The organism is Devosia sp. LjRoot16 (assembly GCF_964252795.1).
Taxonomy (GTDB): Bacteria; Pseudomonadota; Alphaproteobacteria; order Rhizobiales; family Devosiaceae; genus Devosia_A.
The window spans coordinates 1,918,163-1,940,236 of sequence record NZ_CAXUPH020000001.1; the positions used below are offsets into that span (position 1 = coordinate 1,918,163).

At 66.7% G+C, this 22,074-nt stretch carries 23 protein-coding genes and 1 tRNA gene; 2 read left to right on the forward strand and 22 right to left on the reverse strand.

Annotation, left to right across the window (positions count from 1 at the left end; translation table 11 throughout):
- The first annotated feature begins 132 nt into the window (after positions 1-132).
- Positions 133-2,433, forward strand: a complete 2,301-nt coding sequence (locus ACSQ23_RS09145; RefSeq protein ID WP_436090396.1) for a methyl-accepting chemotaxis protein — start codon at positions 133-135, stop codon at positions 2,431-2,433.
- Positions 2,434-2,600: 167 nt separating this feature from the next.
- On the opposite strand, the gene ACSQ23_RS09150 is transcribed toward ACSQ23_RS09145, so the two are convergent.
- From ACSQ23_RS09150 to ACSQ23_RS09240, 19 genes are all read right to left on the reverse strand, one after another.
- Positions 2,601-3,287, reverse strand: coding sequence for an aspartate/glutamate racemase family protein (locus ACSQ23_RS09150; RefSeq protein ID WP_436090397.1), 687 nt, complete (start codon positions 3,285-3,287; stop codon positions 2,601-2,603).
- Positions 3,288-3,523: 236 nt separating this feature from the next.
- Positions 3,524-4,060: an RNA pyrophosphohydrolase gene (locus ACSQ23_RS09155; RefSeq protein WP_436090398.1), complete on the reverse strand. Its 537-nt coding sequence runs from the start codon at positions 4,058-4,060 to the stop codon at positions 3,524-3,526.
- Positions 4,060-5,211, reverse strand: coding sequence for a divergent polysaccharide deacetylase family protein (locus ACSQ23_RS09160; protein WP_436090399.1), 1,152 nt, complete (start codon positions 5,209-5,211; stop codon positions 4,060-4,062). The genes ACSQ23_RS09155 and ACSQ23_RS09160 overlap by 1 nt, the downstream gene beginning before the upstream one ends.
- A gap of 159 nt (positions 5,212-5,370) precedes the next feature.
- Positions 5,371-6,726, reverse strand: a complete 1,356-nt coding sequence (locus ACSQ23_RS09165) for a S41 family peptidase (protein ID WP_244488566.1) — start codon at positions 6,724-6,726, stop codon at positions 5,371-5,373.
- A gap of 6 nt (positions 6,727-6,732) precedes the next feature.
- A complete protein-coding gene (locus ACSQ23_RS09170; protein ID WP_156387245.1) occupies positions 6,733-8,244 on the reverse strand; it encodes a murein hydrolase activator EnvC family protein in 1,512 nt (503 codons plus the stop codon).
- 95 nt (positions 8,245-8,339) lie between these two features.
- On the reverse strand, positions 8,340-9,137 hold the full coding sequence (locus tag ACSQ23_RS09175) for a glutathione S-transferase family protein (protein WP_055875644.1): 798 nt from the start codon (positions 9,135-9,137) through the stop codon (positions 8,340-8,342).
- Between the two features lie 59 nt (positions 9,138-9,196).
- A complete protein-coding gene (gene rlmH / locus ACSQ23_RS09180) occupies positions 9,197-9,676 on the reverse strand; it encodes a 23S rRNA (pseudouridine(1915)-N(3))-methyltransferase RlmH (RefSeq protein WP_436090400.1) in 480 nt (159 codons plus the stop codon).
- Between the two features lie 18 nt (positions 9,677-9,694).
- The gene (gene rsfS / locus ACSQ23_RS09185) at positions 9,695-10,081 is read right to left on the reverse strand and encodes a ribosome silencing factor (RefSeq protein WP_082527896.1); all 387 of its coding nucleotides are present in this window, start codon (positions 10,079-10,081) and stop codon (positions 9,695-9,697) included.
- A gap of 181 nt (positions 10,082-10,262) precedes the next feature.
- Positions 10,263-10,877, reverse strand: a complete 615-nt coding sequence (locus tag ACSQ23_RS09190) for a nicotinate-nucleotide adenylyltransferase (RefSeq protein ID WP_055875649.1) — start codon at positions 10,875-10,877, stop codon at positions 10,263-10,265.
- Between the two features lie 151 nt (positions 10,878-11,028).
- A complete protein-coding gene (locus ACSQ23_RS09195; protein WP_056003862.1) occupies positions 11,029-12,312 on the reverse strand; it encodes a glutamate-5-semialdehyde dehydrogenase in 1,284 nt (427 codons plus the stop codon).
- On the reverse strand, positions 12,312-13,448 hold the full coding sequence (gene proB, locus ACSQ23_RS09200) for a glutamate 5-kinase (protein WP_436090401.1): 1,137 nt from the start codon (positions 13,446-13,448) through the stop codon (positions 12,312-12,314). Before proB ends, ACSQ23_RS09195 begins: the two co-directional genes overlap by 1 nt.
- Entirely contained in the window at positions 13,448-14,491 is a 1,044-nt protein-coding gene (gene obgE / locus ACSQ23_RS09205; protein ID WP_056003857.1) for a GTPase ObgE, read from the reverse strand. Before obgE ends, proB begins: the two co-directional genes overlap by 1 nt.
- Complete coding sequence (locus ACSQ23_RS09210; RefSeq protein WP_055875661.1) at positions 14,488-15,045, reverse strand: GNAT family N-acetyltransferase; 558 nt, start codon at positions 15,043-15,045, stop codon at positions 14,488-14,490. The genes obgE and ACSQ23_RS09210 overlap by 4 nt, the downstream gene beginning before the upstream one ends.
- A 6-nt stretch (positions 15,046-15,051) precedes the next feature.
- Entirely contained in the window at positions 15,052-15,696 is a 645-nt protein-coding gene (locus tag ACSQ23_RS09215) for a GNAT family N-acetyltransferase (RefSeq protein WP_436090402.1), read from the reverse strand.
- Positions 15,696-16,364 (reverse strand): Type 1 glutamine amidotransferase-like domain-containing protein, encoded by a 669-nt coding sequence (locus tag ACSQ23_RS09220; RefSeq protein ID WP_055875666.1) that lies wholly within the window; start codon positions 16,362-16,364, stop codon positions 15,696-15,698. The genes ACSQ23_RS09215 and ACSQ23_RS09220 overlap by 1 nt, the downstream gene beginning before the upstream one ends.
- 136 nt (positions 16,365-16,500) lie before the next feature.
- Positions 16,501-16,770 carry a 50S ribosomal protein L27 gene (gene rpmA / locus ACSQ23_RS09225; RefSeq protein WP_055875668.1) on the reverse strand — a complete coding sequence of 90 codons (270 nt, stop codon included), beginning with the start codon at positions 16,768-16,770 and terminating at the stop codon, positions 16,501-16,503.
- Positions 16,771-16,782: 12 nt separating this feature from the next.
- A complete protein-coding gene (gene rplU / locus ACSQ23_RS09230) occupies positions 16,783-17,406 on the reverse strand; it encodes a 50S ribosomal protein L21 (protein WP_056003847.1) in 624 nt (207 codons plus the stop codon).
- A gap of 232 nt (positions 17,407-17,638) precedes the next feature.
- A complete protein-coding gene (locus ACSQ23_RS09235) occupies positions 17,639-18,379 on the reverse strand; it encodes an MBL fold metallo-hydrolase (protein ID WP_436090403.1) in 741 nt (246 codons plus the stop codon).
- 23 nt (positions 18,380-18,402) lie between these two features.
- Entirely contained in the window at positions 18,403-18,852 is a 450-nt protein-coding gene (locus ACSQ23_RS09240; RefSeq protein ID WP_055875678.1) for a gamma-glutamylcyclotransferase family protein, read from the reverse strand.
- A gap of 95 nt (positions 18,853-18,947) precedes the next feature.
- Between ACSQ23_RS09240 and ACSQ23_RS09245 the strand changes: the two genes are divergently transcribed.
- Positions 18,948-19,037 (forward strand) — tRNA-Ser (locus ACSQ23_RS09245).
- Positions 19,038-19,174: 137 nt separating this feature from the next.
- On the opposite strand, the gene ACSQ23_RS09250 is transcribed toward ACSQ23_RS09245, so the two are convergent.
- The 3 genes from ACSQ23_RS09250 to ACSQ23_RS09260 are packed head-to-tail and all read right to left on the reverse strand — an operon-like array spanning position 19,175 to position 22,066.
- The gene (locus tag ACSQ23_RS09250) at positions 19,175-20,125 is read right to left on the reverse strand and encodes an ABC transporter ATP-binding protein (protein WP_436090576.1); all 951 of its coding nucleotides are present in this window, start codon (positions 20,123-20,125) and stop codon (positions 19,175-19,177) included.
- Between the two features lie 16 nt (positions 20,126-20,141).
- On the reverse strand, positions 20,142-21,146 hold the full coding sequence (locus ACSQ23_RS09255) for an ABC transporter ATP-binding protein (protein WP_436090404.1): 1,005 nt from the start codon (positions 21,144-21,146) through the stop codon (positions 20,142-20,144).
- Positions 21,147-21,151: 5 nt separating this feature from the next.
- Positions 21,152-22,066, reverse strand: coding sequence for a dihydrodipicolinate synthase family protein (locus tag ACSQ23_RS09260; RefSeq protein WP_436090405.1), 915 nt, complete (start codon positions 22,064-22,066; stop codon positions 21,152-21,154).
- Positions 22,067-22,074: the final 8 nt, after the last annotated feature.

Below are 22,074 nucleotides of genomic sequence, written 5' to 3' on the forward strand. Positions count from 1 at the left end.
CCGGGGTCTCGTTTTTTGAGCCGAGGGTGTTGCCTAATATATTGGCATCGGGGCCATTGTGGTTGACCGTTCTTTAACGGCGGACTGCGCTGAATACACGAGAAAGCACTATTCGGCAGGAGCCGTCCCCGCATGCGTATTCGTTCCCTCTCTCTCAAGGTTGCGCTGCTCGGTGGCGCGGCCCTTACGGCCGTGTTCGCCATCGGCATGACGCTCCTGGTGCAGCAGGTCGGCGGCACCATGGAGGCGCAGACACGCCAGCTGCAGTCGGAAACCACCCAGGGGATCGCGGCGCAGGTCTCTACCGACCTGCTGCGCGGCGAGCGGGCGGCCGAAGGGATCGTCACGGCACTGCAGGGGCTGCACAGCGCAGGGATCAAGGATCGCGCAGTATACGACGCGACCATCCGGCAGTTCCTCGAGCGCAATCCAGGGCTGCTCGGCGCCTGGTCGGGCTGGGAGCCCAATGCACTCGACGGCAACGATGCCGCCGCGGTGAACAAGCCCGGGCACGACGCGACCGGCCGCTACATCCCGTACTGGAACCGCGGTTCGGGTTCGGTGGTGCTGGAGGCGCTGACCGGCTACGACCAGCCCGGCGCCGGCGACTATTACCTGCAGCCCAAGGCGCTGGGGCGCGCCGTCGCCATCGAGCCCTACAACTACACGGTGGCCGGCAAGGACATGCTGATCATGTCGTTCGGCGCGCCGATCATGGATGGTGCAACCTATCTCGGTACTGGCGGCGTCGACCTGTCGCTGAGCGACATCAACACCCGGATGGCCGAGCTGAAGCCGTTCGGTACCGGCAATGTCGCGGTGATTTCGGCCAAGGGCATCGTTGTCGCGCACCCCGACCCCCAGATGATCGGCAAGACGCTCGACGCGGCAGATCCGATGGGCAGTATCGTCACCGCGGCGCTGGCCGACAATATGGCCAAGGAAGCCGACAATGCCGATGTCAGGCAGACAGCGGCGCCGTTCAGCGTCGGCGGCACCGAGGACCGCTGGGTGGTGGTGACGAGCGTGCCGCTGGCGACGCTGCAGGCGGCGGTGAACGAAGGCCGCACCACGATTATCCTGCTTTCAGCAATCTGCGTGCTGGCCGCCTGTGCGATCCTCTTCGGGCTGATCCGCCAGCTGGTGGGCGTGCCGCTCGGGGCGATGGGCCGCACCGTCAAGGTGATGGCGGAAGGCGATTACTCGGTCACTGTCCAGGGGACCGATCGTGTCGACGAGGTGGGCACGCTGGCGCGGGCGGTGGAAGTGTTCCGCGAGAACGGCAAGAAGGTCGCCGAAATGACCGAAGCCGAAGCGGTGCGCATCATCCGCGACCAGGAAGCGCGGGTGAAGATGATGGCCGAGCTGCAGCAGGCGTTCGGCGGCGTGGTGGACGCGGCGATCGATGGTGACTTTTCGAAGCGCGTCGCGGCGGAGTTCCCCGATGCAGAACTGAACACGCTCGCCGGCAGCGTCAACTCGCTGGTCGAGACGGTGGACCGCGGGCTGAGCGAGACCGGCGAAGTGCTGTCGGCGCTGGCACAGACCGACCTGACGCAGCGCGTGCACGGCCAGTATGGCGGCGCCTTCGCGCGGCTGAAGGACGATACCAACGCGGTGGCCGAGCGGCTGACCGAGATCGTCGGGCAGTTGAAGGGCACCTCGCGTTCGCTGAAGACGGCGACCGGCGAAATTCTTTCGGGCGCCAATGATCTCAGTGAGCGCACCACCAAGCAGGCGGCGACAATCGAGGAGACCTCGGCGGCAATGGAGCAGCTGGCCTCGACCGTTACGGCCAACGCGCAGAATGCGCAGCAGGCGAGCCAGGCTTCCGGGCGGGTGACGCTGGCGGCCGAGCAGGGCGGCGGCGTGATGCAAGAAGCCAATGCGGCAATGGAGCGGATCACCAGCTCATCGGGCAAGATCTCGAACATCATCGGGATGATCGACGATATCGCCTTCCAGACCAACCTCCTGGCGCTGAATGCTTCGGTGGAAGCAGCGCGGGCCGGCGACGCCGGCAAGGGCTTTGCCGTGGTGGCCGTCGAAGTGCGGCGGCTGGCGCAATCGGCGGCTGGGGCTTCGAGCGAAGTGAAGGCGCTGATCGAGCAGTCGGGCGGCGAAGTGAAGGCCGGCTCGCGGCTGGTGGCGGAAGCGGCCGAAAAGCTCGAGGCGATCCTCGTCGCGGCGCGCTCGTCGAACCAGTTGATGGAAAAGATTGCCCGCGACAGCCACGAACAGGCTTCGGCGATCGAAGAGGTCAACACCGCCGTGCGGCAGATGGACGAGATGACCCAGCACAACGCGGCGCTGGTCGAAGAAACCAACGCGGCGATCGAGCAGACCGAGGCGCAGGCGACGGAGCTCGACCGCATCGTCGAGGTGTTCCAGGTGGCGGAGCAGACGCATGGCGGGATGCGGCGGGCGGCTTAGGGGCGCACAGCCCCACCCCACCCAGCTCCGCTAGGCCGCTGCCGCGGCCAGCTGCGCTACCCTCCCCGTCAAGGGGAGGGAGATGCTAGAGCCGAGAACTCACAGTCAGATCTCCCTCCCCCTTGTGGGGAGGGATCAAGGGTGGGGGTGGCCCCACGCACCGAGTCTTAAGCCAACGCCGCCGCCACCAGGGCCCGCGCGTGCAGATCCGTCGTGTCATAGGTCGGCAGCGGGCTGACGCTGTCGTCGATCAGCATGCAGATTTCGGTGCAGCCGAGGATCACTGCTTCGGCGCCGCGGGCCTGCAAGCGGGTGATGGCGTCGACATAGGTGCGGCGGGACTCCTCGCGGACGATGCCGAGGCAGAGTTCCTCGTAGATGATGCCGTTGAGGTTGGTGATGCCGATATCGGGTACCAGCACCTCGAGGCCGCGCTGTTCGAGGCCTTCGATGTAGAAGCGCTTCTCCATGGTGAAGCGGGTGCCGAGCAGGCCGACCTTGCCGATGCCGTCGGCAAGGAGGGCGTCGGCAGTGGGCGCCGCGATATGGACGAAGGGTACGCTGAGCGCCGCGACGATCTGCGGGGCGCAGATATGCATGGTGTTGGTGGCAAGCCCGATGACCCCGGCCCCCTGGGCTTCGAGCGAGCGGGCAATGCCAGCGAGGATTTCACCGGCGCCATCCCAGTTGCCGGCACGCTGCATCGCCTCGATCGGGGCGAAGTCGACCGAGTGGACGATGACCGGCGCCGAGTGCAGGCCGCCCAGCCGGGCCGCCGTCTCGCGGTTGAGGATGGCGTAGTAGTGAGCGGTGGATTCCCAGCTCATGCCGCCGATGAGGCCGATGGTTTTCATGGGCAACAGATGGCGTGGTTTGTGGAGCCTTGCAAGCCGGTCCCGAATAGCGCCTCTACTGGCTCCGCACACCCCTCCCCAACCCTCCCCGTCAAGGGGAGGGTGCCGGCCGGTGGTTGCGGCACTTACGTGGTCCCGAACTCGATGGGCACCTCCCCCTTGACGGGGGAGGTTGGGAGGGGGTGTGCAGCGCGCGGAGGCGGCGACGTATTCCCGGAGCTTTCAGGCCACCTTGCCTAACCCCGCACGCCCGCGGGCACATGCTTGAATGCCTCGACGATCTTCAAATACGCCTCGCGCTTGAATGGCACGATGAGGTCCGGCAGGGCTTCGAGCTTTTCCCAGCGCCACTTGTCGAACTCGGCGGGGTGGCCGTTGTCGGGGCTGGTAACGTCGATGTCGCTGTCTTTGCCGGTGAAGCGGAAGGCGAACCAGCGCTGCCGCTGCCCGCGATACTTACCCTTGAGCGCGATGCCGAGCGCTTCGTCGGGCAGGTCGTAGTAGATCCATTCCGGCGCCTCGGCGATCAGCTCGGCGGTCTTGATCGAGGTTTCCTCGAACAGCTCGCGCCAGGCCGCTTCGATCGGGGTCTCGCCCTTGTCGATGCCACCCTGCGGCATCTGCCAGGGCGCGTTGACCTCGGTGCGATCGGCGGAGCCATCGGCCATGCGGCGACCGATGAACACCAGTCCCTCGGCGTTGAACACGGCGGTACCGACGCAATCGCGGTAGGGCATCTCTTCACGCTTTGGCCTGTCAGAGGGCTTGGGCATCAGCTCTGTTCTCCCGCCATCAGGGCACTGGCCGGCACGATCTCGATCCCGCGCTCGCCGAGGCCTCTGGCCCACTCGGTAACCGCTTCGACCGAGACCGGCAAGGCGGAGATGATGCCGATGGCGTAACCCTTGTCGCGGGCCTGCTGTTCGAGGTCGGAGAGGGCAGCGAGGATCGGGGCTCGCGCCGGATTGGCATCGATCATGGTGTTGACCCGGCCGAAGGGGACGCGGTTGGCGCGGGCCAGCTGCGGGGCGAGCGAGCGGTTGGATGAGCCATCATCGAGATAACCCAGGCCACGCGCTCCGAGCTCCTCCATCATCGGGCCGAAATCGGCACCCGAGGCAGTGAAGCGAGCACCCATATTGTTGATCAGCCCGACATAGCCGGGGAAGCTGCTCATCACCTTGAACAGCTTCGAAAGATTGTCGCGCGGCGCCTGGCCGGTGAGCAGGGTATCCGGCCCCGGGTCGTTTTCGGGGTAGTCGAACGGCTCGAGCGGCACCTCGAGGAACAGCTCATGGCCCTCGGCGCGGGCGGCGCCGACGGTGCGCTCGAGGGTCTTGCCATAGGGGGCGAAGGCGAGGGTCACTTCTTCGGGCAGCTTGCTGATGGCGTCGAGCGTGCCTTCGGTGTTGAGGCCGAGGCCGGAGACGACGATGGCGATCAAAGGCTTGCCGCCCGAGGTGGCGGGCGTGTCGGACGGGCGCGAATAGACATCGAACGGGCGGATGCCGGTGCCCGAAATGCGCGGGATGGCGCCGAACTCGGTTTCCTCGAGCATTTCGGGGTCAAGCGCCGCGGGATCGATCAGCGCGGTATCGGCCGGTTCCGGCACCGCGTCGGGCGCCACCGGGTACATCTCGGGGTCGGCGGTGATGGTGACTTCGCCCAGCGGCATGGAGACGGCGCCGGCGACGCTGTTGGCGGGGTTGCTGCCGGCGATATCGACGGTGGCGCTGGGGCGTCCGCCCTCAGGGTCATCGACCAGCATGATGCGGGCAGTGACGCCGACGGCGATCAGCGCGACGAGGCCAAAGGCGATGCGGGTAACCGGGATGTGGCGGCGCGGCAGAGCGCTGCCGGCGGACGCGTCGGCCTTGGCTTGCCTCGCCTTGCGGCGAACGAGGGGCGCGCTGAGGTCGGTCATCGGGTCTGGCCTTCGTCCCATGGTGCGGACGGTTGCGTAGCCGAACCTGGCCACGCCCCGGCGGGAATCGAACGGGGCGGCGAATCGCCACCCCGCATCAGGCTCATTGTGTGACCGGCAAAGGGTAAGGAAGCGTTAACCCTGCCGCTTGAGGTCTCGTTAACCAGCCGCCTTGGGCGGGAAGGCCTCGTTGGTCTCGAGACCGTCGATCAGCTTGATGGCGTATTGCAGCTGATTGTCCTTTTCCTTCTCGGCGGGGACGTAGACCGAAGAGCCGACCGTGGCCTTCTCCTCGGTGCCGCCACCGATTTCGCCCGGCAGCGCGGCCTCGCCGATGATCTCGTCGCGACCCTTGAACTCCTCGGGGACATCCTGGGTGATGAGGATGTCGGGCTGGATGCCGGAGGCCTGGATCGAGCGGTTGTTCGGGGTGTAGTAGCGCGCCGTGGTCAGCCGCATGGCGCCATCGGCGCCGAGCGGAATGATCGACTGCACCGAGCCCTTGCCGAACGAGCGGGTGCCGACGACGGTGGCGCGCTTGTGGTCCTGCAGTGCGCCGGCGACGATCTCGGCAGCGGAGGCGGAGCCGCCATTGATCAGCACCACCATCGGCACGTCGGCGAGCTTCTGGTCGAGCGCGTCGGGCTTGGCGTCGTAGCGGGCGCTTTCCTGCTCGATGCGGCCGCGGGTCAGCACCACGGCGCCCTGCTTGAGGAAGGCGTCGGAGACGAACACCGCCTGGTCGACGAGGCCACCCGGGTTGTTGCGCAGATCAAGGATGATGCCCTTGGGCGCCTTGCCGTCGGCGGCCTTGTAGATGTCGTCGATGGCCTTCTGCACACCGACAAAGGCCTGCTCGGAGAAGCGGGCGAGACGGATGACGCCGACATCGCCTTCCATGGTCATGCGGGCGGCGCGAGTGGCGATGACGTCGCGGGTCAGTTCGAACTTCAGCGGCTCGGTGACGCCTTCGCGCACCACGGTGACGGTGATCTTGGTGCCGACCTGGCCGCGCATCTTCTCGACCGCCTGGTCGAGGGTCAGGCCCTGCACCTGGGTGCCGTCGAGCTCGACGATGAAATCGTTGGCGAGGATGCCGGCCTTGGCGGCCGGGGTATCGTCGATGGGCGAGACGACCTTGATCACCCCGTCTTCCATCTGCACTTCGATGCCGAGGCCGCCGAACTGGCCGGAGGTATCCTCCTGCACGTCGGAATACTCGACCGGCTCCATATAGCCCGAATGCGGATCGAGCGAGGTCAGCATGCCCTGCAGCGCCGCGTGAATGAGTTTGCGCTCATCGGGAGCTTCGACATACTCGGCGCGGATGCGGTCGAACACTTCGCCGAACAGGTCGAGATCGGAATAGACCTCGTCGGTGGTGCGCGGCGTACTGGCGGGAGCCGCGGCGTCGACGGCCGGCGTCTGGTCCTGCGCAATCAGCGGTGCACAGGCGAGGCCGAGCGTGAACACGGCAGCCATCGAAGCGACTATGCGGAGGGGCGTCAAGCGCATCAAATTCTATCCACTCTGGGTTGGAACAGAAGCCACCGACCACCATCCCGTGGGGTCAACGGGCTCGTTGTTCTTTCGCATTTCAATATAGAGGGTCGGACGGGAGACACCAGCACTGGTCGCGACGGTACGGCCAATTGTCTGTGATCCCATGGTGCCGACGGGTTCTCCCATCATCACGAACTGGCCGATCTGCACATCGACCTTGGCGAGGCCCGCCAGCAGGATGGTGTAATCCTGACCGGCATTGAGGATGACGATTTGGCCATAATTGAGGTAGTCGCCCTGGAACATCACCCAGCCATCGGCCGGTGAGACCACCTGGGCGTCGGCGCGGGTGACGACCGAGAGGCCGCGCGAGATGCCGCCGAAGCCGTCACCGGCGCCATAATCGATCACCGTGACGCCGCTTGAGGGCATGGTGAGGAAGCCCTTGGCCTGGGCGAACGGCACTGCCGGCTCGCTGCGATCGGTGTTGGCGAGGGCGAGGCGGACGGTGTCCTTGTCGAGCGTCGGGGTGCTGCCGCCGGCGTTCGCAGTGGCGGTCGCCTGGGCAGCAGTGGCGACGGCAGCGGCGCGCTTCTGCAGGTCGTCGATCAGTTGCTTCAGCGAGGTGGCCTTGTCGGCCAGCGCCTGCGCCTCTGCCTCTTCGGCGGCGAGCGCCGTGGTGGCGCGGTTCTCGTTCTCCTTGCGCGCGGCGATCAGCGTGCCGATGCGCAGCTGCTCTTCCTCGAGGATCTGCAGGTTCGCCTCGAGCTTGCCCTGCTGCTCGAGTGCATCGGCCTTGATCTTGCCGAGCTCGCTGAGGTCGGCCATCACGGTGTCGGCCTTCTTCTGCAGCTCTGGCATGATGGCGGAGAGCAGGATGGCGGAGCGGGCGGAGCCGAGTGCATCGGACGGATTGACGATCAGCGCCGGGGGCGGGTTGCGCGAAATCCGCTCGAGCGCGGCGAGGACGTTGGAGATATTCTCGTCGGCGCCGTCGAGGCGACCGCGGACTTCGAGTTCCTCAACGATCAGTTCGCCGAGCTTGTCCTCGAGCGCGACGATATCGGTTTCGGCGCGCTTCACCCGCTCGGCCGCGGCGATCAGCGCGGCGTTCTGCTTGGTGCGATCGCCCTGCATGTCGGCGATCTCTTTTTTCAGAGCGTCGGCGCGCTCCTTGGTGACGGAGATCGAGGCCTCGATGTCGTCGAGGGCCTGCTGCTGAGCGGCCATCTCGGGATCGGCGGGCGCGCCTGATGTCGCCATGGTGGGCGCCGCGGCATCGACGGCGGGGCGGAGGTTGAGGTCGGGGGCAGCGGTCCCGCCGGGGGGCGGCGCGTCGGCAGGCGTTGTATCGGCAGGAGCGGTGGCCGGCGCAGTCGCTTCGGCAGGGGCGGCAGCGGGGGCCGTGGCATCCGGCGCGGCGACGGGAGCTTCCGGCGTCGCCTGTTGGGCGAGCGCGGCGGTGGCAAGCGCCAGCGCCAAAGCGGCGCCCGCAGCAATTGCACGTCTCGACCAGCCCGTTGCCGGCATCAAACTTCCTGGTTCACCCGAATCATGATCACGCGACCATAGCGCAGAGCCCGATAGTCCGGGGGTTTGTCTTTTGGATGGCGGGGGCGGAAAGTTCAGCCCGCGGCGAGCAGGCCCAGCTCCGCATCGGTCGCGCCGGGGCCGTACTTGTCTTTGGGAGGCCAGGGGCGTCCGCCCCAATGCGGCTCGAAAACGAAGCTGGAACGCGTCCGCCCTGCCGGCAGCGCACCGTTGCCGGCGCCGCGGGCATAGTCGTAGTAGGCCTTGACCACTTCCTCACTGCTTACTTGCTGAGCTGCCGGATGCGCCAGGCAGGCGGCGCGCCAGCGGCTGACGCGCTCGAAGCCTTCGGCAGGCAGCTCGAAACCCTCGAAATAGGCGAGGAAGGAGAACCGCACGAACATCGGGGTGAAGACTGCCTCGGCGAGCCCGAAGCGCTCGAACAGGAAGGTTCCGCCGGGATTGTGGCTCGCAAGGAGCGCTTCGAGGCGACGATACTGGGTGAGGACGGCGTCGTGCAGCGCCCCGCGCCGATCTTTGTCCTGGTTCATCACCAGGCGGTAGCCGCTCGAGGTAAAATCGCCTTCCAGGGCGATCAGCATGTTTTCTACCGCCCGCTCATAGGGCGTGGCGCGGGCGATCGGCGTCTCGGCGAACGTCTCGTCGAGATAGCGGAGGATGACGAGACTTTCCTTCAGCACGCCGTCAGCGGTTTCGAGGATCGGCAACGCCGTGCTGCCGCCGCTCAATTGCAGCAGTTCGGGTGGACGCGGACGGGTGATGTCGACGACCGAGAAGGTAACGGCGTCACGCTGGCCTTTGAGGGCCAGCAGGATTTCCAGCCGCTGCGAGAACGGGCAGACCGGGATGTGATGGACGATCGGTTTCTGCATGCTTGCCCCGAGCTTCGACGTCTCCAGATGGCACGCCCCTCGAGCGACGGCAACCGGGGTCACTCGCGGTGGTATGGATGTCCCGAGAGGATGGTGGTGGTGCGATAGAGCTGCTCGGCCAGCATGATGCGAACCAGCTGGTGCGGCCAGGTCAGGGGAGAGAAGCTGAGCGTCAGATCGGCCCCGCGCACGAAGGCCGGATCGAGCCCGTCGGCGCCGCCGATGATGAAGCTGACGGCCGGGCGGCCGTCGTCGCGCCAGCGGGCAAGCTGATTGGCGAAGGCAGCCGACTGCATGGTCTTGCCGTGCTCGTCGAGTGCGATGCGAATGCCTTCGGGGAGGGCGGAGCGGAGGGTCGTCGCTTCGTCGGCCTTTCGGCCCTCAGTGGTGGCGGCGCGGGACTCGGCGAATTCGAGCACGTCGAACCCGGTCAGCGCGAGCGGCTTGCCCGCGGCTTTGGCGCGATCGAGATAGCGCGCGACCAGCTCACGCTCGGGGCCCTGCTTCATCCGGCCGATGGCGGCGATGGCGATGCGCAAGGCTGAGGTGCCGACGGACTAGCGGCCGTCGGCAGCGAAATCGGCCGCCCACATCTTCTCGATGTTGTAGAACTCGCGCACTTCGGGCCGGAAGATGTGAACGATGACGTCACCGGCATCGACCAGCACCCAGTCGGCGTGCGGCAGTCCTTCGATCCGCGGTTTGCCGAAGCCATGCTCGCGCAGCACCTTGACCAGTTGGTCGGCGACGGCGCTGACGTGACGGTTCGACCGGCCGGAGGTCACCACCATATGGTCGGTGAGCGACGACTTGCCGGTGATGTCGATGGCAACGGTCTGCTCTGCCTTGGCGTCGTCAAGGCTCTGCAGCACCAGATCGATCATGTGGGGTTCCGGGGCCTCGGCCACCGGTGCGGTTTCGGTCTTCTTTTTGGGCGATGCCATCAAATGGCCTCAGCCCATGCAACACGAGCACGGTTCATGCGTGTTTCAGCTGTCCTTGGTTGTTGGGTCGAAAGGCTAGCGCAAGCGTAGCTATCAATCCTGTCCCATCCTGAGTGGCGAATAACCACTACTCCTTCAATATGACGCTTCGTTTGGCGTTCTGCAAGGCGGCCGGGTTCAATCATTTGACTGAAGCTTTGCTGCGCGCCCGGATGGCGCTCGAAGACTGCGGCGAAGTGATGCCGTGCAGATACACCCAGGCGGGCGGTTCGCTGGTGGCAAGCGCCTCGGCAGCCGCTTCGGGCAGGCGGTGCTTTTTGAGCGCGATCGCCGCCTTGCTCACCGTAGCGCGGAAGGTCGAGCCGGGTCGGGCGTAGACAGCGATCGGCAAGAGCGCGGCGATATCCTGCCAGCGCTCCCAGCGATCGAACTGGCTGAGGTTGTCGGCGCCCATGATCCAGACGAAGCGGGTATCGGGGCAGGCGGCGACCAGCCACTCGAGCGTATCGACGGTAAAATGGAAGCGGTGCGCAGCCTCGACGCCGGTGGCGTAGATGCGCGGGTTGGCGGTGAGCGCGCGTGCCGCACGAACCCGGGCCTCGAGCGGCGCGAGCTCGGAATGGTCCTTCAGCGGGTTGCCGGGGGAGACCAGCAGCCAAACCGCATCGAGACCGAGCCGCTTCAGGCACTGCTCGGCGACGAGCCGGTGGCCCTCGTGGATCGGGTTGAAGCTGCCGCCGAACAGCCCGATGCGCAGGCCCGAGCCGAAGGGCGGGAGGGCGGTGATGTCGCTCATGGCCCGGGGAGGGGGGCTCCCCCCCTCCCAACCTCCCCCGCAAGGGGGGAGGTGCCGTTCCGTGCCTGGGGCACGATCCAGCCAAGACCACACATGGGCACCCTCCCCCTTGCGGGGAGGGTTGGGGAGGGGGGTGCAAAGTGCGCGAGGTTCAAGGCCGGGTCTGCCCCGTGCCTTCGACCAGATACTTGAAGCTCGTCAGCTGTTCGACGCCGACCGGCCCGCGGGCGTGGAACTTGCCGGTGGCGATGCCGATCTCGCCGCCGAAGCCGAACTCGCCGCCATCGGCAAACTGGGTCGAGGCATTGTGGAGCAGGATCGCGCTGTCGATCTCGTTGAACCAGCGGGCGACCGAGGCAGGGTCTTCGGTGATGATCGCCTCGGTGTGGTGCGAGGAGTATTTGCCGATATGGGCGATGGCCTCGCCGACATCGGCGACCACCTTCACCGAAATGATGGCGTCCTCGTATTCGGTGTGCCAGTCCTGTTCGGTGGCGACGATGGCCTCGGGGACCAGCGCCATGACGGTCGCGTCGCCGCGGATCTCGCAGCCCTTGGCGATGAGCGCCGCGATCACCGGCTTCAGGTGCGTCGCCACCACATCGCGATGCAGCAGCAGCGTTTCGGTGGCGCCGCAAACGCCGGTGCGGCGCATCTTGGCATTGAGGGTGACATCGACCGCCATCGGCAGTTCGGCGGATTTGTCGATATAGGTGTGGCAGATGCCCTCGAGGTGGGCAAACACCGGGACGCGCGCTTCCGACTGGACGCGAGCGACCAGCGTCTTGCCGCCGCGCGGCACGATCACGTCGATGGCGCCGCCGAGCCCGGCCAGCATTTCGCCAACCGCGGCGCGATCGGTGGTGGGGACGATCTGGATCGCGTCGGCCGGCAGGCCCGCGGCCTTGAGCCCGGCGACGAGGCAGGCATGGATGGCGCGCGACGAGTTCACGCTGTCCGAGCCACCGCGGAGGATCACCGCATTGCCGGCCTTCAGCGTCAGCGCGCCGGCATCGGCGGTGACGTTGGGGCGGCTCTCGAAGATAACGCCGATGACGCCGAGCGGGGTGGCGACGCGGCGGATGGTCATGCCGTTGGGGCGGGTCCATTCGGCCAGCACGCGGCCGACCGGATCGGGCAGCTCGGCAATGGTGCGAAGGCCCTCGATCATCGCGTCGATGCGCTTGTCGTTGAGCTGCAGCCGGTCGAGGAAGGCCTTGGAGATGCCCTTGCCCTCGGCAGCGCGCATATCGAGCGCATTGGCCGAGAGGATGTCGTCGCGGCGATCGTCGATGGCGTCGGCGGCGGCGTGCAGCGCCTTCACCTTGCTCTCGGGACTGGCGAAGGCCAGCACGGCGGCGGCAGCGCGGGCGCGCCGGCCGAGCTCAAGCATGACGGTGGAGAGGTCGTTGGCGACAGCTTCTACGGCGCTCATCAGACTTTGGCCTCCAGGCCCATCAGCACCACCATGTTGTCACGGTGGATGAGTTCCGACCGCGTGCCGATGCCGAGCAGCTCGGCGACGACACGGGAGTTCTTGCCCTTCACCAGGTCGGCTTCCTCGCGACCCATGCCGGCAAGGCCGCGGGCGATCTCGCGTCCATCGGGGCCGAGGATGGCGACGGCGTCGCCGCGGCCGAACTCACCGGTGACCCGGGTGACGCCGATCGGCAACAGGCTCTTGCCATCGAGTAGCGCGCGGGCGGCGCCGGCATCGACATGGATGGCGCCGAGCAGCTCGAGATGGCCCATGATCCAGCGCTTGCGCGCCTGGGCCCGACTTTCGGCGGGGGCGAACAGGGTGTGGCGCGCGCCTTCGGTCAGGGCGCGGAGCGGGTGATCCGCGGTGCCTTTGGCGATGATCATGGCGGTGCCGGCCTGGGTGGCGATCTTGCCGGCCTCGACCTTGGTGGTCATGCCGCCGCGGCTCAAATGGCTGGCGGCGCCACCGGCCATGGCGTCGATCTCCGGCGTGATCGCGGCGACGAAGCCGAGATGCTCGGCGTTCGGGTCCTTGCTCGGCGGCGCGGTATAGAGCCCATCGACATCGGAGAGCAGGATCAGGCAGTCGGCCTCGATCATGGTAGCGACGCGGGCCGAGAGGCGATCATTGTCGCCATAGCGGATCTCGGCGGTGGCGACGGAATCGTTCTCGTTGATGATCGGAATGGCGCCCAGCCCGAGCAATGTCGAGATGGTGGTGCGGGCGTTGAGGAAGTAACGCCGTTCCTCGGTGATGTTGGGGGTGAGGAGGATCTGGCCGGTGACGATCTGGTGCTCGGCGAGCGCCGCGGCCCAGGCCTGGCTGAGGGCGATCTGCCCGGCGCTGGCGGCGGCCTGGCTCTGCTCGAGCGGCAGGTTGCGGGCATCGAGGTTGAGCAGCCGCCGGCCGAGCGCGATGGCGCCCGAGGAGACGATCACCAGCGACACGCCCTGCGCTTTCAGCGCGGCGAGGTCGGCGGCAAGCGACGCCAGCCAGGCGGCACGGAGCTTGCCGGTCGCACCGTCGACCAGGAGCGCCGAGCCGATCTTGATGGTGATGCGCCGATAGGGCGCCAGCGCGTTCTGCATCACGGCACCCAGGTGGGCTCGGCTTTGCGGCGTTCGAGTTCGTCGCGCTCGGCCTTGTCGGCATCCATCTGCGCGATGATGCGGTAGAGCACCTTGTCGACGCCCTCGCCGGTGACGCCGGAGCAGGTGAAGACCTCGGCCTTGCTGGCGCGCTTCAGCACCTTGACCTTTTCCTTCACTTCGTCGGGGTCGATCGCGTCGATCTTGTTGAGGACCACGATCTCCGGCTTTTCAGCCAGTTCCTCTGCATAAGCGGCGAGCTCGCCGCGGATGGTCTTGTAGGCGGTCTTTACATCCTCCTGCGTGCCGTCGATCAGGTGGACGAGGATGGCGCAGCGTTCGACATGGCCGAGGAAGCGGTCGCCTAGCCCCTGGCCTTCATGCGCGCCCTCGATCAGGCCCGGAATATCGGCCAGCACCAGGTCGCGCTCGCCGATGCTGACGACGCCCAGGTTGGGATGGAGCGTGGTGAAGGGATAGTCGGCGATCTTCGGCTTGGCCGCCGAAACCGCGGCGAGGAAGGTCGACTTGCCGGCATTGGGCAGGCCGACGAGCCCGGCATCGGCGATCAGCTTCAGCCGCAGCCAGATCCACTTCTCGGTACCGACGAGGCCGGGATTGGCGCGGCGCGGCGCCTGGTTGGCGCTGGTCTTGAAGTGGGCGTTGCCGAAGCCGCCATTGCCGCCTTCGAGCAGGACCAGCTCCTGGCCGACCTCGGTGAAATCGGCGATCAGCGTCTCGCCGTCTTCTTCGAACACCTGGGTGCCGACCGGCACCTTGAGGATCGCATCGCCGCCCTTGGCGCCATGCCGGTCCTTACCCATGCCATGGGTGCCGGTCTCGGCCTTGAAATGCTGCTGGAAGCGATAGTCGATCAGCGTGTTGAGGCCATCGACGCAGCGGATGATGACGTCACCGCCACGTCCGCCATTGCCGCCGTTCGGGCCGCCGAACTCGACGAATTTCTCGCGCAGGAACGATACCGCGCCGGCACCGCCATTGCCGGAGCGCACGAAGACCTTTGCTTGGTCGAGGAATTTCATCTGGTACTTTCTCGGGCGGCCTGCCGGTGGGCCATCCAGGCGGTGCGTGTCAGTTCGGTGTCGATATGGCGCACCTCCTCTCCGCGCGCAAGGCAAAGGCGCGATGAGGTGCCGATCTCGACGAATCCGACCTTCTTCTGGATGGCCAGCGAGGCCTTGTTGAAGTGGAACACCCCTGAGGCCAGCGTGGGCGCCGTGGTGGTTTCGAAATACCAGTCGAGACTGGCCCGCACCGCTTCGCTCATCAGCCCGCGGTTCCAGAATGGCTGCGCCAGCCAGTAACCGATCACCGTGCCTTCGATGTCGCGGTGAAAGCCGACATTGCCGATCACCCCCTCGCCGTCGAGGTCGATCATGAAGCCGGTCTCACCAGCCGGGGTGTCGGGCCGCCAGGTCCTGAGCCACGCCTTGGCGTCAGCGAGCCGATAGGGGTAGGGCACGCGGCTCAAATTGCCGGCGACCGCGAAGTTGTCGAGAAAGCGGGCGATGCGCGAGGCATCGTCCAGCACCGGCTGTCGGAGGGTGAGGCGCGGCGTCCGGAGCGTTACGTCCATATCAGGTCAGCTCCACTTGGGCTGTTCGAGTTCGAAGAACACGATCGGCTGGTCCTTCAGCGTGCCGGCGGGGTCGGTGCCTTCGCCGGTGCGGATGAAGCCGGCTTTCGTCAGAACATTGAGCGAGCCGTCGTTGCTGGCAAGCGCCCGCGCCCTGAGGCGTGGGAACAGGCGCGTGCCGAAGGCGGCCTCGACCAGACCCTTCACCGCCTCGCTCATGATGCCGCGGCCCCAGTAGGGCTCGCCCAGCCAATAGCCGAGCTCGGGCAGCTGGCCCTCGTGGAAGGTGAAGCCGACCACGCCGATGAACTGGTCATTGAGCGTAATGGCATAAGGCCGTTCGTCGGGCCGCTGGGCGATGATCTCGATGAAGCCGATGCCGTCGGCCCTTGTATAGGGGTGCGGCAGGCGCGACAGCCTGTCGGCGATCGCCTTGTTGTCGGCGAGCTTGACGAGATCGGGCACATCGCCGCGGATCGGGGCGCGCAGCACCAGGCGCGGGGTTTCGATGCGATGCGGGAGCGCATCGCGCTGGCGGCGGGCTGCCAGTTTCGCGGTGGCCTCGGCCAATGCCCTGGCCTGGGCGGCGGGGCCCATCAGCTGGGTCCGCCGCCGGGGCACATAGTCGTCGTCATCCTCGAGCGTTGTCATCACGCGATCCTCCGCGTCAGATCCACCGACGCCATCCGGTTCTCGGTCCAAACAATCACCTCCCCGTCGCGCAGCGCCCGATAGCGCAGGCCTCGACTGCAAAGGTGCCGGACGGCCCGTTCGGCCGCAGCGGTTTCGGGATGCGGCGAGCGGTAATGCGGCACGATGGCGTGGTCGATCAGCCCGAGGCCGTCCCAGATGGTTTCACGGTCGTAGCCCTTGGGCGCCTCGTCGGGGTCATCGATCAGGTGAATGCCTTCGAGGCTCGGCGCCGCCACCACGGCGCCGGCCGAGAAACCGCCATAGACGATCTCGTCATTGTCGAGCATGTCGACAATCACGTCATCGAATCCCGACTGCTTCATGGCGCGGCGCAGCACAAATGCATTGCCGCCGGTGACCCAGACCAGATCGAACTGGCTGAGCCGGGCGCGCAGTCCTTCGGGATCGCCGAAATACTGGCGCAGGTCGAGCGGCGTGGCGACGATGCCGAGCGAGCCCAGCTCCGAGACCGGGTCATAGGCCTCGTTGCGATAGAGCTCGCGCGCCGCAGGGGAGATGTTGTCGAGCGCGTTCTCGATGATGGCGGCGTGCCGGCCATTGCCGAGGAGCGCGAGGAGCGAACCGGCGCGGTCGCCGATCCGATAGGAGCTCAGATACAGTCTCATTTTCAGCCGCCCTCACGACGAAAAAGACAAAAAGGGAACCGGATTCCGGCTCCCCTTGGATCTTGTCGCGCGGTCGACTGCCTAGTCGCCTTGCCGGGGAGCTGGTCTCCGGCAGGGGTTGCTAGGCCTCACCGGGTTATTCTGCTGCTTCTGCTGCCGGGAGTACCGACACGTAGACTTTGGCGTTGGCGCGGGTTTTGAACGCCACGGTGCCGGGAATAAGGGCGTAAATGGTATGGTCGATGCCCATACCGACGCCGGTGCCCGGGTGCCACTTGGTGCCGCGTTGACGGATGATGATGTTGCCGCCGATCACAGCTTCGCCGCCGAACTTCTTGACGCCAAGACGTCGGCCAGCCGTATCGCGACCATTGCGGGAGGAACCGCCTGCCTTCTTATGTGCCATCGGTTAGACTCCTTATTCCTTGTCAGCCTTGGGAGCGGCCTTCTTGGCCGCCGGCTTCTTGTCTGCAGCGGGCTTTTCGGCCTTGGGCGCAGCTTCCTTTTTGGGAGCAGCAGCCTTCTTGGCCGGAGCCTTGGTCTCGGTCGCCTCAGCAGCCGGAGCTGCCTTGGTCGTCGCTTTCTTGGCCGGGGCCTTCTTTGCGGCGGCCGGCTTGGCGGCGGCCTTGGGGGCCTCGGTCACGCTGGCCGAAGCCGCCGCGGCGGCAGCGCGCTTTTCGGCGCGGGCCTTGGCAATCTCGTCGACCTTGGTGGTCGGCTTTGCGCCGCCGGTCAGGATCTCGGTGATGCGCACGGTCGACAGACGCTGACGATGGCCGTTGCGGCGATCGTAGTGCTGGCGGCGCTCCTTCTTCAGGATGATGATGGTGCGCTCTTTTTCGGTGGCGATGAACTGGCCTGCAACCAGGGCGCCTTCCACGAGCGGCGCGCCAACGGTGACCGCGTCGCCGTCGCCAACCATCAGGACCTGGTCAAAGGTGACCACGTCGCCAGGCTGAGCGTCGATCTTCTCGATCTTCACCACGTCATTGGCGGCAACCTTGTACTGCTTGCCGCCGGTCTTGATCACTGCAAACGTCATTGTCGTCCCGGGGAACTCCCGGACCTCTTCGTTATCGCGCCCTGTGGCGCCGCAGGCGATGCCTGATCCTGCGGGCTTCGAGATAGGCTGCCGATAGCGATATCGGCGGCGGCCTCGGACAGCGGTTGAACAAATCAAAAATGCGCGCAGCAAACGCCGCACGCAATTCGAGCGGCCTTATCGTCAAGAATCCAACCGGAGTCAAGGCCGCGCAGGCTGGGTCCTTTAGGGCTCAGTACCAGGCGGCAAGCCGAACTTCTGCGGCATCGCCGACCAGTTCGGCGAGCTTGGCCGGATCACCACCCTGGTAGTGATAGGGATAGACGATGCCGGGCCGGAAGGCGGCGACCGCCGCGGCGACCTGCTCGAGGCTCATGGTATAGGGCAGGTTCATCGGCAGGAAGGCGACGTCGATACCGGTCAAGGCCCGCATTGCCGGGGTGTCCTCGGTATCGCCGGCGACATAGACGCGCTTGTCGCCGAAGCCGATGACATAGCCGTTGCCGACCCCCTCGGGGTGGTAGCGCTTGCGGTTCTCGGTGGTGTTGTAAGCGGCGACGACCTCGACCGGCAGGCCGGCGATTTCGCCGGTGGCGCCGTTCGGCAGGGCAGCGGCGCGCGGCTTCAGCGGGCCGGGCAGGCGGGCCAGCACCTCTTCGGAGGTAAGGATCGGGGCGCTGTCGCCGGCAATGGCGTTGAGCGTCGCGATATCGAAATGGTCGCCATGGCCATGGGTGATGAGGATGCCGGTCGGCGGCGGCAGCCCCTCATAGAGCGCCGGACCGTTGGCCGGATCGATGTAGAGCGTCTCGGCGCCGAAGCTCAGCACGAGGCTCGCATGGCGGATCGGGTAGATGGCCACGTCGCCCGCCGAGGTCACGAGGCTATCGGGGGTTGCGGCGAGTACCGGGCGAATGGCGGCGGCGAGCGGCAGGGCGGCAAGCCCCAGTATGGCGGCACGGCGGTTCGGCATGGTCACTCCGGGGGCGTTGATCTCTAGTGCGGGCGGATGGCGATCAGGCGTTGGCGCAGTTCATCGGCGGTGGCGGCTTCGGTCGCGAGGACGCGCGGCTTGTGCTCGGCTTGCCAGCGCTGCAGCGTCCAGTCGGGTGCGTCGGCGGCGATGGCGATCGCCGGCAGGTAGGCATCGGCCTCGTGCAGCTCCTCCTCGAGCATGGCGGCGATCGGGGCGCGACGGTACTCATCGCCCTCGAAGGCGTCGAGCAGGTCGCGCTCGAATGGCGTCAGCCCCAACAGCAGCAGCCCCTCCGCCGCCCCACCCGGCGTGCGCAGCAGCGCCGGATAGACACGGCCGGGATAGTGCACGGCGCGAAAGCCCGGGGCGCGGGCCGCATGCACCGCTTCGGGCGGCAGCATGCGGCCGAGCACCGCCGAGCGCAGTTCGGGGTCACACAGCGTGCCATAGACGAAGAGCGGAAGAGTCATGCAGCGAGCGAGCCAAAGAGTGTTGCAGCCTCGATCATGCTATGCCATAAGCCCGCCCGTCTCGACCAGCCGCGGTAACGCGTGTTCGACCTCGCGGAGAGGTGGCAGAGTGGTCGATTGCACCGCACTCGAAATGCGGCATGGGGGCAACTCCATCGGGGGTTCAAATCCCTCCCTCTCCGCCATTCCTCTCGTTCCGTGCGGCGATCGCACAGCGCGGGACGAGCGATCGGGCGAGCTGCTCTCCACCGCGATGCCCCCGAAACTGGCCCAGCTTGGTACGTGCCTAACCGGGCCACCACGAGAGCTTCTGCAGGCAGGCCTAGAGATCGTCGCGAATACAGGCCTTCAGATGGCCCGGTCCGACCGTCTCGAGTGGCGGCACCGCCGCTGCGCATGCGTCGATGGCATATGGACAGCGCGTTCGGAACACGCAGCCGGAAGGCGGGTTGGCGGGGCTGGGGATGTCGCCGGTGAGCAGTTGGCGCTGCCGCCTGTCGCCCGGCACCGGCGACGGGATCGCCGAGAGCAGAGCCCGCGTATAGGGGTGGCGCGGATGGGCATAAAGCTCGGCGCTCGGGGCGATCTCCATGATCCGGCCGAGATAGAGCACGATGACCGTGTCGCAGATGTACTCGACCACCGCCAGATCATGCGAGATGAACAGCATGGTGAGGCCAAGCCGCTGCTGCAGATCGCGCAGCAGGTTGACGATTTGCGCCTGGATCGAGACGTCGAGCGCCGAGACCGGCTCGTCGGCCACGATCAGTTGCGGCTCGAGCGCCAGGGCCCGGGCGATGCCGATGCGCTGGCGCTGGCCGCCGGAGAATTCATGGGCATAGCGATTGAAGGCGTCGGCAGGGAGCTCGACCGCAGCCAGCGCCTTATGGGCGCGCGCGCTTCGTTCCTCGCGGCTAAGCCCGCCCTGGATTTCCAGCCCCTCGGTGAGGATCTGCCCGATGGTCATGCGGGGCGACAGGCTCGCGAACGGGTCCTGGAAGATATACTGCATGAAGCGGCGCTGCTTTCGCAGCTCGGCGGCCGAGAGTTTTGTCAGATCGGTACCGTTGAAGCGGACCTCGCCGGAGGTCGGCTCGACCAGCTGCAGGATCGAGCGGCCGATCGTCGTCTTGCCACTGCCCGACTCGCCGACCAGACCCACCACGCTGCCGCGCGGCACGTCGAACGACACGTCCTCGAGCGCCCGCACGACCGGGCCGCGGGAGAAGGCAGAGGGCTTGAAGTGTTTGGTCAGGCCGCGAACCGAGAGCAGGGGGCATCCATGGTGCTCAGAGCTCCTGCCAGCGAATGCAGCGGCTTGCCTGGTCGTTGCCGGTATCGAGAAGGGACGGCACTGCGGCGCGGCACGCCTCGATCGCGTAGCTGCAACGCGGGGCAAACGAGCAGCCCTGCGGCAGTCGGGCGAGGCTCGGCACGGTGCCGGGAATGGTGGGAAGCGGGGTGCCGGCCTGCTTGAGCCGGGTGGCCTCGCCGAGCCTGGGGACCGAGCGCATCAGCCCGATGGTGTAGGGATGCCGGGGGTGGGCGAACACATCGGCGACGCGGCCGGTTTCCACGACGCGCCCCGCGTACATCACCGCGACGCGGTCGGCGATCTCGGCGACAACGCCCAGATTATGGGTGACGAAGAGGATGCCCATGCCGCGCTGCGCCTGCAGTTGCTGCAGCAGGTCGAGCATCTGCGCCTGGATGGTGACATCGAGTGCCGTCGTCGGCTCGTCGGCGATCAGCAGCGCCGGATCGCAGGCGAGCGCCATGGCAATGGTGGCGCGCTGCCGCATACCGCCCGAAAGTTCGTGCGGATATTGCTTGGCCCGGCGCGCCGGATCGGGGATGCCGACATCGGCGAGGAGTTGCACCGCCGCCGCTGCCGCGTCCCTATGCGATTTGCCCAGGTGAATGCGGATGGGTTCGGCGATCTGCTCGCCTACCGTGTAGACCGGATTGAGGCTGGTCATCGGCTCCTGAAAGATCATGCCGACATCGTTGCCGCGCACCTGGCGCAGCGCGTCAGCGTCGAGCTGCGCGAGGTCGCGGACCACTCCGGATTTGCCGCGGAAGCCGATGCTGCCCTTCGCCACCCGCCCGATGCGGGGCAGGAGGCGGAGAACGGAGAGGCTGGTGACCGACTTGCCCGAGCCGGATTCCCCGACCAGCGCCACCGTCTCGCCCGCGGCGATGGCCAGGTCGAGATCCTGCACCACCGCGACGTCCTTACCGGAAATGCGGTAGACCGTGGTGAGGCCCGAAATGTCGAGGATCGGCTCGAGCATCGCGGTCAGAGCAGGCCGGTCGACTTGAGGATCGCATCGATCCTCATCGTCTCTTCGGAATTGAGCATGCGCTGCGGCCGCGCCATGACGTTGGTCGAGATGATGCCGAGCTGCCGCATGGCGGTCTTGAAGGCGCCGACCCCGGCCGACCCAGCGCTGGTCCGCGGCTGCGCGATCCAGACGATCTCGAACAGCCGGCAAAGCCGCTCCTGCTCCCGGCGCACGGCCTCGTGGTCGCCCGCCTGGAACAGGTTCCAGAGCTTGACGTAGCCGTGCGGATCGACATTGGCGAGGCCGGGGACGACGCCATGCGCGCCCATGCCCAGGACATTGTCGACGACGATCTCGGAGCCGGTCATGGCGAAGAAATCCGGCCGGTCCGCCATGTCGAGCATGACATAGCGAAGGTTGCCGTCATCGGCGCTCGAGTCCTTGACCCCGGCAATGGTGCCCTCGCGACCCAGCGTCACCGTGGTGTTGCGCTCGAGCTTCAGATGCACGCAGACCGGGATGTCGTAGGCGACCAGCGGCACGTCGACGGCGTCGCGGATGTAGCGGAAATGGTCGATGGTCTCGCCCTGGTTGGTGCGGGCGTAGAACGGCGCCGTCACCACCAGCGCGTCGGCGCCGGCCGACCTGGCGATCCGCGCATGCTCGATCACCCGGTCGGTGGTCGGGTCGATGACGCCGACGAAGATCGGCAGGCGGCCGTTGTTCACCTTGACCGCATGTTCGATGATTTTCGTGCGCTCGGCAGCAGCGTGGAACACCACTTCGCTGGTCGATCCCAGAACGAAGAGACCGTGCACACCCCCATCGATGAGGTTCTCGATCACCCGGGTGAAGGAGGGATAGTCGACCTCGAAAGTCTCGGTCAGCGGAGTGACGACGGGAGGGACGACGCCAGTGAACTTGGGCATTTGTGGGC